General features: G+C 71.9%; 11 protein-coding genes. 7 read left to right on the plus strand and 4 right to left on the minus strand.

Annotated elements, in window-relative coordinates:
• Positions 1 to 59: 59 nt before the first annotated feature.
• The 7 genes from obgE (at position 60) to DEIMA_RS17460 (ending at position 9129) form a co-directional block, all read left to right on the plus strand.
• The gene (gene obgE / locus DEIMA_RS15630) at positions 60 to 1361 is read left to right on the plus strand and encodes a GTPase ObgE (RefSeq protein ID WP_013558252.1); all 1302 of its coding nucleotides are present in this window, start codon (positions 60 to 62) and stop codon (positions 1359 to 1361) included.
• Between the two features lie 155 nt (positions 1362 to 1516).
• Complete coding sequence (gene yqeK, locus DEIMA_RS15635) at positions 1517 to 2014, plus strand: bis(5'-nucleosyl)-tetraphosphatase (symmetrical) YqeK (protein WP_169311968.1); 498 nt, start codon at positions 1517 to 1519, stop codon at positions 2012 to 2014.
• The gene (locus tag DEIMA_RS15640; protein WP_013558254.1) at positions 2011 to 3321 is read left to right on the plus strand and encodes an LCP family protein; all 1311 of its coding nucleotides are present in this window, start codon (positions 2011 to 2013) and stop codon (positions 3319 to 3321) included. The genes yqeK and DEIMA_RS15640 overlap by 4 nt, the downstream gene beginning before the upstream one ends.
• A 17-nt stretch (positions 3322 to 3338) precedes the next feature.
• Positions 3339 to 3710 carry a ribosome silencing factor gene (gene rsfS / locus DEIMA_RS15645; RefSeq protein ID WP_013558255.1) on the plus strand — a complete coding sequence of 124 codons (372 nt, stop codon included), beginning with the start codon at positions 3339 to 3341 and terminating at the stop codon, positions 3708 to 3710.
• Between the two features lie 108 nt (positions 3711 to 3818).
• Positions 3819 to 5036, plus strand: coding sequence for a TerD family protein (locus tag DEIMA_RS15650; protein ID WP_013558256.1), 1218 nt, complete (start codon positions 3819 to 3821; stop codon positions 5034 to 5036).
• A 145-nt stretch (positions 5037 to 5181) separates the two neighbouring features.
• The gene (locus DEIMA_RS15655; protein ID WP_013558257.1) at positions 5182 to 6492 is read left to right on the plus strand and encodes a S8 family serine peptidase; all 1311 of its coding nucleotides are present in this window, start codon (positions 5182 to 5184) and stop codon (positions 6490 to 6492) included.
• 69 nt (positions 6493 to 6561) lie between these two features.
• Complete coding sequence (locus DEIMA_RS17460) at positions 6562 to 9129, plus strand: HD domain-containing phosphohydrolase (RefSeq protein WP_148234984.1); 2568 nt, start codon at positions 6562 to 6564, stop codon at positions 9127 to 9129.
• A gap of 4 nt (positions 9130 to 9133) precedes the next feature.
• Here the strand turns inward: DEIMA_RS17460 and DEIMA_RS15665 are convergent, their stop codons facing one another.
• From DEIMA_RS15665 to fadR, 4 genes are read right to left on the minus strand one after another with little or no spacing between them, the layout of a single operon-like run.
• Entirely contained in the window at positions 9134 to 10684 is a 1551-nt protein-coding gene (locus DEIMA_RS15665; RefSeq protein ID WP_013558259.1) for an FGGY-family carbohydrate kinase, read from the minus strand.
• Positions 10681 to 12300, minus strand: a complete 1620-nt coding sequence (locus DEIMA_RS15670) for a glycerol-3-phosphate dehydrogenase/oxidase (protein WP_013558260.1) — start codon at positions 12298 to 12300, stop codon at positions 10681 to 10683. The genes DEIMA_RS15665 and DEIMA_RS15670 overlap by 4 nt, the downstream gene beginning before the upstream one ends.
• Complete coding sequence (locus tag DEIMA_RS15675) at positions 12293 to 13897, minus strand: FAD-binding oxidoreductase (protein ID WP_013558261.1); 1605 nt, start codon at positions 13895 to 13897, stop codon at positions 12293 to 12295. Before DEIMA_RS15675 ends, DEIMA_RS15670 begins: the two co-directional genes overlap by 8 nt.
• Positions 13894 to 14595 carry a fatty acid metabolism transcriptional regulator FadR gene (fadR, locus tag DEIMA_RS15680; protein ID WP_013558262.1) on the minus strand — a complete coding sequence of 234 codons (702 nt, stop codon included), beginning with the start codon at positions 14593 to 14595 and terminating at the stop codon, positions 13894 to 13896. Before fadR ends, DEIMA_RS15675 begins: the two co-directional genes overlap by 4 nt.
• Positions 14596 to 14600: the final 5 nt, after the last annotated feature.

Genomic DNA, 14600 nt, shown 5'->3' on the forward strand with positions numbered 1-14600 from the left:
TGCGCCCCGCGCGAGGCTGGTTTTTTCATGTCCCCGCGGGCGGGGACGAAGGAGGCGTCATGGCATTTCGTGACGTGCTGGACATTGAAGTGATCGCCGGGAACGGCGGGGACGGAAGCATGAGCTTCCACCGCGCCAAGTACATGGAGAAGGGCGGCCCGGACGGCGGGCACGGCGGACGCGGCGGCAGCATCGTGCTGCGCGCCATCGAAGGCGTCGAAAGCCTGGAGCGCCTCGTCGGCAAACGCAAGTTCAAGGCCGAGAACGGCGCGTACGGCGAGGGTCGCCTGCGTCAGGGTTCCGACGGCGCCGACCTCGTCATCGACGTGCCCGTGGGCACCACCGCGTTCGACGCGGACAGCGGCAAGATCCTCGCCGACCTCGTGCAGGTCGGCCAGACGAAAGTCATTGCCAGCGGCGGCTACGGCGGGCGCGGCAACAGCGTGTTCGCCAGCAGCACCCGCCAGGCGCCGCGATTCGCGGAACTCGGCACGCGCGGCGAACGCCGGCGCGTCCGCCTGGAACTGCGCCTGATCGCGGACGTTGGCCTCGTCGGCTACCCGAACGCCGGGAAGAGCAGTCTGCTCGCGGCGCTCAGCAACGCCAACCCGGCCATCGCGGACTACCCGTTCACGACCCTCTCCCCCATCCTGGGCGTGGTGCAGGAAGACGACCGCGACCGCCGCTTCACGATGGCGGACATCCCCGGCATCATCGAGGGCGCCAGCGAAGGCAAGGGCCTCGGGCTGGAGTTCCTGCGGCACATCAGCCGCACGCGCCTGCTGGTGTACGTGCTCGCCGCGGACCGCGACCCGATCGGGGAACTGCAGCAACTGCAGGCGGAGTTGCGGTCGTACGACCCGTCGCTGCTGGAGAACGCCGCGCTTGTCGCGCTGAACAAACTCGACCTGATTGACGAGGACATCGCCGCGATGATCGAGGAGGAGCTCACGCAGTTCGGCCTGCCGGTGCTGCGCGTGAGCGCCCGTGAACGTCAGCACATCGAGACGCTGCGCGACACCATCTTTGAACTGCTGCCCTCGCGTGACGCCTGGGCGGAACGCAACGCCCTCGCCGAGGACGTCGACGAGGTGCGCATCGAGCCGCTGCAGGTCACGCTCCGCATCGACCCGCCCGAAAAGGGCAGCACCGAGCCGGAACGCGTACTGGTCGTCACGGGCGGCGGGTTCGAGGAGAAGATCGACCGCTTCTCACGTCACCTTGAGGACGCGGCCGAGTATCTGTCCGGCGTGTTCCGCCGTCAGGGCCTGAACACCGCACTGAAGCGTGCTGGCGCGCGCGAAGGTGACACCGTGGAGATCGGCGCGTTCCGCTTCGAGTACTTCGACGACCAATCGTGAAGGTCGTGCGGCGTGCGCCGTTGCGGGCGTATACTGAAGGGGTGTTGCGGTCTGCGGGTCGCGAAGTGAGCATGGTGCACGGCGCGCGAGTCTCTTCTACCCCTGAAGTCCTGCCCGCTCCGGACCTGACCGTATGGCAGGACCGCGTGCGGTTGATGGTCAAACCCCGCCGGTTCGAACACGTGCTGCGCGTCGCGCGGCTCGCGTTCGACATTGCCCTCGCGAACGGCCTCGACGCCGAACGCGCGTACATTGCCGGCATCCTGCACGACATCGCGCGGGACCTGCCGGACGCGGAACTGCTGAAGCTCGCGCCGCCCGAGTGCGACATCGACGCGCGTCATCCGCTCGCGCTGCATGGCCGCGCAGCGCGGACGTTGCTGGAACGCTGGGGTTTCGCGGACGGCACCGTGCTGGAAGCTGTCGAGGACCACACGACCGGCCCGCGTCCGCACAACGGCGTGAGCAAGGCCGTGTACATCGCGGACGTGTCCGAACCGGGCCGCGGCGTCAACGACGACATCCGCGAACTCGCCATGACCGACCTGGACGCCGCACTGCGGCGCGCCATCCACAGCAAGGTCACGTACCTGCAGGGACGCGGCATCGCCGTGCACCCCCGCACGCTGCGCGTGCACGAGGCGCTGCTGTGACGCCGAACCCGCCAAAGCGCGCCATCCCGCGCCCGCCTGCCCAGACGTTCTACGCGGAGCGCACGGTGCCGGCGTGGCGCGCGTGGCAGCTCAGCAGCCTGCTGGTGTGCGCCACGGCGCTCGGCGGGTTCTGGGCGCTGACCGGCACGGGCGGCGAGGCGCGCAGCGTCGCCATGACCACGCCGGGCGCCCCGCCGCACTTCACGCTGCTGGTCGCCGGGCGCGACATCGTGTACTGCTACTACCGCACGCCCTGCAAGGACCAGAACCAGCGCACGGGCCTGTGGCAGCCGCCGAACACCGACACGCTGATGCTGATGAAGGTGGACGGCACGCGCGTGGACGTCCTGTCCATCCCGCGCGACACGAACGTCGGCGAGTTCAACCCCGCGCTGGGCGTGTCCGCGCAGAAGATCAACTCCTTTTACTTCCGTGAGGGCCCCAGCGGGCTCGCGCGCGCCGTCGAAACCGTCACGGGCGAACACGTGGACGCCTACGCCATCGTCCGCACCGACTTCGTGGAGCGCGTCGTGGACGCCCTCGGCGGCCTGGACGTCACCGTGCCGGACGTGCCCAGCTACGGCGATCCCAAACGCCGCGGCATTCACTTCGACGACAACGCCGCGAACCTGCACGTGCACCTCGACCCGGGCGCGCACCACCTGGACGGCCAGGCGGCCGTGGCCTTCCTGCGCATGCGCAAAGGCTTCGGTGACGATTACGGCCGCATGGACCACCAGAAGCAGGCCATCAGCCAGCTCGCCTCGAAACTCAAGACGCCTGCGGGCCTCGCGGCGCTCCCCACCATCCTCGGCGGGCTGCAGGACGGCGTGGAAACCAACGTGGACCCCACGCTGCTGCAGCAGGTGCAGCCGTACCTGAGCAGCTTCAAGCTTGCGTTCGCGACGCTGCCCACCAATGAGATTCCCGGCGTCAGCAACCTCGCCCCGGACCGCGCCGCGCTCGCGCGCATCTGGGGTGTGCCCGCCGACACCAACGTCCAGAACGCCCGCGTGCACCTGGTGGACGCGAGCGGCGCGAACCTGGGCGGGCCGCTCGCCCGGCTGCTGCGCGCCAGCGGCTACACCGTCCGCACCGTCGAAACCGCCCCGCTCAGCCGCGAGAACAGCCAAGTGTTCACGCTCGACGCCGTTGGCGCTGCCGAACGCCTCGCCGACCAGCTGGGCCTGCCCCGCCTGCAGGGCCTGCGCTTTCCCGTGCAGAGCGGCGAGATCGGCGTGTACCTCGGGCAGGACGCGCAGAGCGCCTACCCGGAACTCGCGCGCATCAACGCCATCCAACCCTAACGACACTGGAGCACCCCATGAACGAACCGACCACCCAAGAACTGCAGCAGCTGCGCGTCATCGTGGACGCCGCCCGCGAACGCCGCGCCGAGGACGTCGTCGTCCTGGACCTCACGCAGGTCAGCAGCACCCTCGACTACTTCGTGATCTGCACCGCCACGGCGGGCCTGCAGCTTAACGCCGTGCAGCAGAACATCCGCGATCAGGCCGTCGAGGCGGGCCTGCCGCACCCGACCGTGGAAGGCCCTAGCGAACGCTGGCTGCTGCTCGCCTTCGGCGGGAACATCATCGTGCACGTCATGACCCGCGAAGCCCGCGAGTACTACGACCTCGAAGGGCTCTGGAACGACGCGCGCGTCCTCGACTTCCCTGAAGTGCCGCAGGCCTGACCTGCCCCTCACCGCGCGCCGGCCCCCTGGGGGCCGGCGCGCGGCTTGACGCTGCGCCGGGGGGCGCCCGGCATAATGACCGGGGAACGCCCCCACCGAGGAGATTTCATGTTGCAGATGGTTCGAGGGCAACGCGCCCGCCTTCAAGACCTGCTGACCGGCACGCGCCTGCTCATCGGCGTACGCGTCGCCGGGCCCGCTCGCGAGTACGACGTGACCGTGTTCGGCCTGGACGAGCACAGCCGCATTCAGGATGACCGGTATACCGTCTTCTACAACCAGAAGCGCAGCCCGGAAGGGGCCATCGAGCAGCTCGGGCCCGCCAATGGGGACGCGCAGCGGTTCCTGGTGGACCTCGCGCGTCTGCCGGGGGCGGTGCGGCGCCTGAGCGTCGCGGCCACCACCGATGAGGGCACCTTCGGGCAGGTGTCGAGCGGGCACCTGCGCCTCATGACGCCGGACGGGCAGGAGGTCGCGCGGTACGAGTTCCACGGGGCGGACTTCAGCACGGAACGCGCCGTGACGCTCGGCGAGGTGTACTTCAAGGACGTGTGGCGCGTCGCCGCGACCGGTCAGGGGTTCAGTGGGGGCCTGCGCGCGCTCGTCGAATCGCTGGGCGGGGAAGTGAAGGACGCCCCGCCGACGCCCCCGGTGTCCGCGCCCGTTTCCCCGCCCAGCCCCCCGCCTACTGCGCCCGCTGCACCCGCCCCGCCTGCGTCGAGCGTGAACCTCACGAAGGTCACGCTCGATAAACAGGGTGAACGCGCCAGCATCAACCTGCGTAAGAGCGGCACGCCGCAGCCCATCCACGTGAACCTCAACTGGGACCAGCAGGCCACCCGCAGCGGCCTGTTCGGGATGCGGACCAGCCGCAGCGCCGACCTGGACCTCGGCTGCATGTACGTGCTGAAAGACGGGAACGGCGGGGTGGTGCAGGCGCTCGGGAACCATTTCGGCAGTGAACGCCTCCCGCCGTACATCGTGCTCGACAAGGATGACCGCAGTGGGAGTAGTGCAGACGGCGAGAACCTGTACATCGTCCGCCCGGACCTGATTCAGCAGGTCCTGCTGTTCGCCTTCATTTACGACGGTACGAACGATTTCACGGACGTGAACGGCCGCTTGCAGCTCAAGGACGCGAGTGGGAACGAGGTGGCGGTGCGCCTGAACAACCCGGACGTGCGGCGGACGTTCTGCGCGATCGCCATGCTGGAGAACGTGGGGGGGCGCATCGAGATCACTAAGGAGGAGCGGTACTTCCACGGGCACGCCGAAGCGGACGCCCATTACGGGTTCGGGTTTCGTTGGGCGCCGGGCAGCAAGTGACCTTGACGTCCCCGCATCTCTGAATGAAACCTTAAAGGTTGCCTCACCTCTTTTTTAAAAAGGCATGAGGGACTACTCTAAAGACATTCTGACGGCGCGTGGGGTTCGCCCTCCCCGCTCGCCCATCTTTCCCCGGAGGACCGCCATGCCCATCCGCCTGCCCCACATCGCACTCAGCGCCCTGTCCGCCGCTCTGCTCATCGGTTGCTCTCAGCCCACCAGCGCCCCCACCGCCGCGCGGTACGCGGCGGTCGCCACCGTTCAACTCCAGCCGGGCGACACCCGCGCGAGCCTCCGTGCGCGCCTGCACGGCGACGTGCTCAGCTGGCCCGATTGTCAGCCGGGCCAGGCTGACTGCACCGCTACCGTCGGCCTGAGCGACACCGACGCCCTCACCCCCCAGGGCCAGGGCACACTCCGCGCCCTGGCCGGCACGGGCCTCGGCATCGAACCGAACCGCGACGTATTCAGCGGCGGCGGCACCCTGACGGCCGTGCTCACCAGCGTCACCACCTGGGCGGGCGGCAGCGTCAAGACCTGGAGCGGCGGCAGCGTCAAAACCTGGAGCGGCGGCACCTACACGCCCCTGCCCCAGAACACCGGCCTGTGGGGCACCCTGGGCCTGCAGAGCGCGCAGCAGCAGGCGCCCAAACTGGGCGCGGGCGTGACCGTGGCCGTCATCGACACGGGCCTCGACGTCAACCACCCTGCCTTCGCCGGCGCGCTCAGCGCCCCCGGCACCTGGCGTGACTTCGTGGACGGCGACGCCCTCCCGCAGGAAGAAGGCGTTCTGGGCGTCGGCGCGTACGGGCACGGCACGAACGTCGCCGGCATCGTCCTGCAGGTCGCGCCGCAGGCGACCATCATGCCGCTGCGCGTCCTCGCGCCCGACGGCTCCGGCGACGTGAGCAGCGTCGTGCAGGCCATCGACTGGGCGGTCGCCAAGGGCGCGAACGTCATCAACCTCAGCCTCGGCAGCGACGAGCGCTCCAAAGCCGTTCAGGACGCCATCAACCGCGCGAGCACCCGCAACGTCCTGGTCGTCTGCTCCGCCGGCAACCAGAATGAGCAGCGCCTCACCTACCCCGCCTACGACGCGGCCGGCATCGGCGGCGAACGCACCGTGAGCGTCGGCAGCGTGGACGCGCAGGACCGCAAATCCAGCTTCTCGAACTACAGTGACCGCTTGGAAGTCGTCGCTCCCGGCGAGAACGTGTACGCGCCCGCTCCGGGCAACGCGATGGCCGCGTGGAGCGGCACGTCCATGGCGGCGCCCATGGTGTCCGGCGGGCTCGCCCTCGCCCTCGCCGAAGGCAGCCTGAACCCCAGGGACCTCGCAGCGAACATCATCGACAAAGCGGACGACATCTACAAGCTCAACCCGAGCTACAAGGGCATGCTGGGCCGCAAGGGCCGCCTCGATCTGGCCGCCTTCATTGACGCCGCTCTGCATTAACCCCCCGCCTCAGCCCTGAGGGGGCGCGAAGCGGCGCCCCCGGACCGGACGGAACCTTTGAAGCTGCTGTTGAACCGACACGATCAAGGGGCGGCGCGCGGCTCCAGCCGCGAGGCACCGTGGCAACACCACGCCACGCAGGCGCGTGCCCTGCTGTCCGAAGATGCCCCGCAGGCGCTGGCTCATGCCCGCGCCTGCACTCAACTGGCAGAGCAGCTCGGGGAGCGAGCGTTGCAGGCGCGCAGCGCGCTGCTGCTCGGGCAGGCGCACCTGGCGGGCGCGTCCCTCGCCGAGGCGCTCACGGCCCTGGAGCAGGCCGTGACCCTGGCCAGCCCCGATCAGCCGGCCCTGCAGGCCGAAGCGGAAGCGGAAATGGGCAAGGCGCGCCTGCTGATGGGCGACCTCGAACAGGCGCGCGCCGACCTCGAACGGGCGCGCGGGCGTCTTCCCGTAACCGGCGACGCCGACACCCTGCGGGCCTTCGTGCTCAACCAGCTGGCCGGCGTGCTGTACACCCAGGGGGCCATGACCGAGGCGCTGCATACCCTGGAGCAGGCCCTGCCGCTGTGGGAGCGCCTGGGGGACCTGCGCGGGCTGGCCAACGGGCTGACGAACGTCGGCAACATCAACATCGACCTCGGGGAGTACCACGCGGCCGCCGAGGGGCTCGCGCGGGCGTACCGCATCTATCAGGTGGACCTGCAGGACCTCAACGGCGAAGCGAAAGTCCTGCTGAGCCTCGCGGACATGCACCAGCGGCAGGGCAACGTGGACGAGGCCATCCGCATCAACCAGGACGCCCTGACGGCCACCGAGCACGGCGGCAACCTGCTGCTGCGCGCCACGACGACGCTGAACCTGGGCAGCAACCTCCTGACGGCCGGGCGCCACGCGGAGGCCGCGCCGCACCTGGCCGAGGCGCTCCGCCTGAGCCGCCACATCGGGTACCGCGAGGGGGAACTCTTCACGCTGGACAGCCTCGGTACGCTGCACGAGCAGGAAGGCGACGTGGACGCGGCGCGCACCGCGCACGAAGCGGCGCTGAGCCTCGCGCTGGAGATCGGCCATGCCGCCGGAGAGCTGAACGCCACGCGGCAACTGGGGCGGCTGGACCTCCTGGCCGGGCAGGTGGACACGGCGCGCGCCCACCTGGAGCGCAGCCTGCACCTCGCCGAGGAGATGCAGGCGCCACGCGAGCAGGCCGAAGCGCACCAGCTGCTCGCGGAGGTGCTCGAACGCACGGGCGCGCTCGCGGAGGCCATCACGCACCTGCGGGCGTCCCACCGCATCGAACGGGAGCTGTTCAACGAGGAGCGGGACCGGCAGACGCGGGAACTGACGGTCCGGTTCGACGTGCAGCGCGCGCGGCACGAAGCGGACGTGTACCGCCTGCGCACCGAAGCGGAGCAGCAGGCGCGCGCGACCGCCGAAGCGCTGGTGCAGGAGCGCACAGCGGACCTGGAACGCGCGCAGTACGAGATTGTCACGCGGCTGGCGATGGCGGCGGAGTACCGGGACGACACGACGGGCGAGCACACGTGGCGGGTGGGGCGGGCCGCGGCGAGTATCGCGCGGGCGCTCGGGTGGGCGCCGGAACGCGCGGAGCTGCTGGGCATCGCGGCGCGCCTGCATGACGTCGGCAAGATCGGCATTCCCGACGCGGTGCTGCTGAAACGCGACCGCCTGACGAAAGCGGAATTCGCGCAGATGCAGCTGCATCCCCTGATCGGCGCGCAGATCCTGTCGGGCAGCCAGTCGCCGCTGCTGCAGCTCGCGGAGGAAGTGGCGCTCTCGCACCATGAACGCTGGGACGGCGGCGGGTACCCGCGGGGCCTCGCGGGCGACGAGATTCCACTGTCCGGGCGGATCGTGGCGGTCGCGGACGTCTTTGACGCGTTGATGCAGGTGCGGCCCTACAAGCGGGCATGGAGCGTGGACGAGGCGCTCGCCGAGTTGCAGGCGCAGTCCGGGCAGCACTTCGACCCGGCAGTGGTGGCGGTCGCGTCTGAGGCGCTGCGGACACTGAGCGCAGAAGAGGAGGCGTTCCGCGCGTCCGGGGGCGCGCGCCGCCCGGACATGCCGGGGCGGGCGTGGCCGGCGCCACCCGAGCTGGAGGCCTTGCTGCAGGAGCGGCGCCTGGTGGTCGACGTGGCGCGGCGTGAAGCGGCGGTCGCGGCGGCGCGGGGCGCCGAGGGGCAGGCGGACGCGCTCACGGGGCTCGGGGACCGCGCGGCGTTCGAGCTGGACGCGCACCGGCTGCTGATGGTGGAGGGGCAGGGCGTGCTGGTGTCCCTGGCGCTCGAAGGCCTCAAGGACGTGAACCACCAGCTGGGGCAGGTGCGCGGGGACCTGCTGCTCCGGACGTTCGCGGAGGCCGCCGAGGCGGAGTTCGGGCCGCGTGGGCGCGTGTACCGCGTGGGCGGCGACGCGTTCGCGGTGCTGCTGCCGGGCACCCTGCCTGAAGGTGCGGCGCAGGCGCGGGTGGCGGCGCTCGCGGCGCGCGTGTGCGTGGGGGACTTCGCGCGCGCGCAGGTGAAGGTGGGCGTGGTGCCGTTCCCGGAGGACGCCGCGTCGCCGGAGGCGTTGCTGCATCTGGGGCGCGCGCGGCGCGAGGACACGGCGCGCGCTGCGGAGTAGGGGGTCAGGCGGGGTCGCGGGTCAGATCCCGGATGGCGTGGTACAGCGGCTTCAGGCGACCGTACATGCGGCGGTACACGCGGTGGTACAGGCCGTCGTACAGCTCGGCGGTGTCCGCGCTGGGGGTGAAGGTGCGTCCGGGGCGGGTCATGGCGCGGGCCGCGTCGGTGTGGGTGGCGTGCAGGCCCACGCCGACGGCAGCGTTGATGGCGGCGCCCAGGCCGGACGCCTCGTATACGTGCGGGCGCGCGACCGGCATGCCGAACACGTCCGCGGTGATCTGCAGCGCGCCGTCGCTCTGGGCGCCGCCGCCGGCGACACGCAGCTCCCGGATGGGCGTGCCGGTGCGGCGCTGCAGCTGGTCACGGCCGTCGCGCAGGGCGTAGGCGAGGCCCTCGATGATGGCGCGGTACAGGTGCGCGCGGGTGTGCGCGTCGCCGAAGCCGATGATGGCCCCCTTGGCTTCCGGGCCGGGCTCGCGGATGCCGGGCGTCCAGTACGGCTGGAGCGTGAGGCCGAGGCTGCCGGGCGGGGCCGCGCGGAGCAGGTCGTCGAAGAGGCTTTCGGCGTCCACGCCGCGTTCGTGCGCGAGGCGCCGCTCGGCGTGGCCGAATTCCTGCTTGAACCAGCTGACCATCCAGTAGCCGCGGAACATCTGCACTTCGAGGGTGTACGCGCCGGGCGTGGCGGCGGGGTAGGCGGGCAGGAACGGGCGCGGTTCGCGGTAGCGGGGGCTGGTGACGCTGATGGTGGCGGTGGTGCCGTAACTGAGGCAGCCGGTGCCGGGGTGCGTGCCGCCACTGCCGAGCACCTCGCAGGCCTTGTCGGCGGCGGCGGCGATGACGGGCGTACCGGCGCGCAGGCCCGTGTGGGCGCCGGCAGCGCGCGTGACGGCGCCCAGGACCCCGCCGGGGAGCACGAGGCGCGGGAGGTGCGCGGCGTTGAAGGGCGCGAGGCGCCACTTCCAGTCGTGGGGCGCCGCCCAGGTCTGGCGGCGGTAGTCGAAGGGGAGGTATCCGACCTGCGCGCCGACCGAGTCGGCGTACTCGCCGGTCAGCTGGTGCGTGAGGTACCCGCTGAGCAGCAGGTACTTGTGCGTGCGGGCCCACACGTCCGGCTGGTGGTGCGCGATCCAGTTCGCTTCGGTTTCGGCCTGCAGGGCGCGGATGGTGCCGTGCAGGCCGGCGGCGCGGGCCAGCAGGCCGAAGGGCCCACCGGGCGGGCGGAGCCCTTCGGTGCGGCGCTGGTCGAGCCACAAGATGGCGGGGCGCAGCGGGCGGCCGTCCGCGCCGACGTTCACGACGGTGCCGCGCTGGGCGGTGACGCTGACGGCCGCGACGGCGTCCGGGGCGTGCCCACGCTGCCAGAGGGCGCGGCAGGCCTGCCCGGCGGCGTCCCAGTACACGTCCGGGTGCTGCTCGGCCCAGCCGGGGTGCGCGGCGACGTACGGCGTGAACGGCACGCGGGCTTTGTCGACGAGGGTGCCGTCCGGGGTGAACAGCAGCGCGCGCAGGCTCTGGGTGCCGTTGTCGAGGGCGAGCAGCAGGGGCGTCATGCGCGGGCGTGCTGGGCGCGGGCGAGCGCGAGGCGCCAGTCGGGGACGTCGTTCTCGTCGGGGACGCTGTAGGCGGCCCTGATCAGGGCCTCGTAGGCGCGTTCCTCGGCGTTCCAGCGTTCGCTGCTCCAGCCCAGCGCGTCGCGGGTGACGTCGCGGACGCGGGGGAGCAGCGCGAGGCTGCTGGTGCCGAGCGTGAAGCCGACGCGCGCGCGGCGCAGCAGCAGGTCCGACAGGCCGCGCACGTCCTCGTGGCGGGCGGCGTGGCGCACTTCCGCCCAGAGGGTATGCGTGCCGGGCATGGGGTGCAGGTCGCCGGGCTGGGCGCCGCGCAGCAGCTCGACGGCGTCCGGGCCGTACGTGCCGGCGAGGCGGCGGCGCTGCGCGACACTGAGCGTGCCCGGCAGCGCCGCTTCGTCGACGGGGTCGAAGAAGGGCGTGTCGGGGAGGTGCAGGGGCAGGCCGAGGCGGCGCGTGGCGACGCGCAGGGCAGCGTGCGCGGTGGCGCGGAAGGTCGTGAGCTTCCCGCCGGTGACGCTCAGCAGGCCGCGTTCCTCGCGGATGAGGGTGTCGCGCGCCTCGCGGCTGGGGTCGGCGTGGCCGTGGCCGATGACGGGGCGCACGCCGGCCCACGCGGCGGTCGCGTCGCGCAGGGTGAGGCCGAGCGTGGGGAACGCGTGCGTGACGCCGGCCATCAGGTAGCTGGTTTCCTGCGGGGTGATGCGGGGGTCGTCGGTGAGGGCGGTGAGGTGGTCGAGGTCGGTGGTGCCGACGAGGACGTGACCCTGCCAGGGGGAGACGAAGACATTGCGGCCGTCGAGCGGGTGCTGGAAGGCGATGGCCTGGGAGGCGGGGAAGCGCGTCTGCGGGAACACGAGGTGACTGCCGCGCAGGGGGCGCAGGGCGGGCGGGCAGCCGAGCTCACCGCGCAGGGCGTCGGTGTGCGCGCCGGTGGCGTTGATGACGATGCGGGCGCGCACGAGGTGCTCGTCGCCGGTTTCGGCGTCGCGGACGCTCGCGCCGCGCACTTCGCCGCGGTTCAGGTGGAGTTTGGTGACGGGGGCGTAGTTGAGGGCGAGGGCGCCGTCGCGGGTGGCGTCGCGCAGGACGCGCAGGACGAGGCGGGCGTCGTCGGTGGCGGCGTCGGCGTAGCGGAAGCCGCCGGTGAGGCCGGCGCGGCGCAGGTGCGGGGCGAGCAGCGCGAAGTCCGGCGCGGCGTGGTACTGGTGGCTGCGGCGGCGGGCGAGCAGGTCGTACAGGGTGAGGCCGGCGGCGTACAGGGGGCGGCGCTCCGGGTGGTCGTCGTAGACGGCCATGAGGAAGCCGAGCGGTTCGATCAGGCCGGGCGCTTCGCGCAGCAGGCGTTCGCGTTCGCGGACGCTGTCGAGCGTGACCCTGAATTGCGCGTGCTGGAGGTAGCGGAGGCCGCCGTGGACCATTTTGCTGGAGCGGCTGCTGCTGCCCCAGGCGTAGTCGCGCGCCTCGACGAGCGCGGCGTGCAGGCCCGCGCGGGTGGCTTCGCGCAGCAGGCCCGCGCCGGTGATGCCGCCGCCGACAATCAGAAGGTCAAAGGTCTGACCCCTCAGGGCCGAAAAACGCGCGTCGCGGTCAAGCATGGTCGCCTTCCAGCAGCACACCGGGGTTCATCAGGCCGTCCGGGTCGAAGGTGCGCGTGAGGGCGTGCAGGGCGCTCATGCCGAGCGCGCCCTTCTCGGCGGGGAGGTACGGGGCGTGGTCACGGCCGACGCCGTGCTGGTGGCTGATGGTGGCGCCCTCGCGCACCAGCGCTTCGCTCGCGGCGCCCTTCAGGGCCGACCAGCGGCGCAGGGTCGCGGCGGCGTCCTCAGCCAGGCGGAAGACGTACGTGGTGTAGATGCTGCAGCCGCTCGGGTACACGTGCGACAGGTGCGTGTAGGCGTGCACGCGTTCGCCGTAGGCGTCCAGGCCGCGCCGCAGGGCGTGCTCGACGGCGTTCAGGGTGCGGTCCACGCGGTCCCAGGTGGTGGCCGTTTCGAGGGTGTCGACGGCGTACCCGGCGTCCCAGAGGCTGTTGCGCAGGTACGGGGCGGCGAAGCGGCCTTTGTGCCAGGCGCGCCCGAGTGGCGTGTAGACGCGCACGCCCTGGTGCGCGGCGATGACGCGGGCGGCGGTGTGCGCGGCGTGCTGCACGGTGTCGCGCGGGCCGGTGAGGCCGTACAGGAGCAGGCACTTGTCGCTGCGGACGCCGCGGGTGGCGAGGTACGTTTCGAGCGCGCGGGTGGCGCGTGGGTGCCCGGCGAGCGTGAGGGTGGTGTGCGTTTCCGTGGGGGTGCTGAGGCGCAGCATGCTGAGGGGCGCGCCGGACTGGGCGAGCGCGCGGGTGGCGTCGTGGGCGCTCGCCCAGTCCGGGAAGAAGGCCGCCTCGAACCGTTCGGTGTCGGGCAGGGGGTGCACGCGCACGGTGACGTCCGTGAGAATGCCCAGGCGGCCTTCGCTGCCGAGCACCAGCTGCCGCAGGTCCGGACCTGCGGCGGAGGCGGGGTACGGGGGGAGCGTGAGGGGACCACGCGGGGTGATGAGGGTCCCGCCGGCGAACATCGCCTCGATGCGGCCGTAGCGGAGGCTCTGCTGGCCGCTGGAGCGCGTGGCGACCCAGCCGCCGAGGGTGCTGTACTCAAAGGACTGCGGGAAGTGCCCAAGGGTGTACCCTTGGGCGCGCAGGGCCGCTTCGAGGTCGGGGCCGCGGACGCCCGCGCCGAACGTGGCGAGGCGGCTGGCCTCGTCGAGGGTCAGCAGGGCGCTGAGGCGTTCCAGGCTGATGGTGAGGACGGGCCGCGCGCCCGCAGCGGGGTTGACGTGCCCGGCGACGCTGGTGCCGCCGCCGTACGGGACGACGGTGGCGGCGTGCGTGTGGGCGTACTGCAGCAGGGTCTGTACGTCCTCGGGGCGTTCGGGGTGGGCGACGCCGTCCGGGAAGACCAGGCCCTCGCCGCTGCGCAGGGCGATCAGGTCGGGCAGGCTCTGACCACGCGCGTAGCGGACGCGGGTATCGGCGTCTCGCTGCACGAGGGGGTGCTCGGGCAGGCGGCTGGCGGGGACGCGCGCGGTGACTTCGTGGAGGGTGGCGTCGCGCGGGGGATGGCCGGGGCCGAGCAGCTGGTGCAGGAAGGTGCGGGCGGCGTCGGGGACGGGGGGGTGGGTGGCGTGGTCGCCCCAGCCGTTCCAGCGCTTCATGGGGTGGCCTCGGGAGGGGCGGCGGGGGCGTTCTGGGCGTGCCACAACTGCATGCTGCGGGTCAGGACGTCGCGCATGGCGTGGGCGGCGGCGGGGCCGTCGTGGTCAAGGGCGGCGGCGCGCAGGCGGCCGTACAGTTCGGTGGAGAGGTCGCGCGCTTCGGGCGAGGCGAAGTAGTGGGCGCCGGCGGTGGCGTACACGCCGGCGAAGCCGTTGAGGATCAGTGGGTAGATGACGTTGCCGCTGAGGTGCACGAGGGTTTTGTGCAGGGCCCAGTCGTAGGCGGCGTAGGCGTCGGGGGCGCTGCTGGGCAGGGTGCTGAGCAGGTCGGCGACCCAGTCGGGGGCGCGGCGCACGGCGGCTTCGGTGTAGGCGGGCGCGAGGACGGCGCGGACTTCGAGGAGCTGGGGGATGAGCGCTTCGATCTGGCCGTGCTGGGCGATGCGGCCGAGGATGGCGAGGCCGCCTTCGGTGAGGTAGTCGTTGACGCGGGTGGGTTTGCCGTGCTGGATGCGGAGCCAGCCGTCGCGGGAGAGACGCTGGAGGGCTTCGCGGAGGGTGGGGCGGGTGACGCCGAGCTGGGTGGCGAGGTCGCGTTCGGCGGGGAGGTCGGCGCCGGCGGGGTAGGTGCCGCTGAGGATCAGGTGCAGGAGGTGGGTTTCGGCGTGTTCGGCGGGTTTGATGGGGGGGGTATGCATGGAGC

The organism is Deinococcus maricopensis DSM 21211, from assembly GCF_000186385.1.
GTDB classification, from domain to species: Bacteria; Deinococcota; Deinococci; order Deinococcales; family Deinococcaceae; genus Deinococcus_B; species Deinococcus_B maricopensis.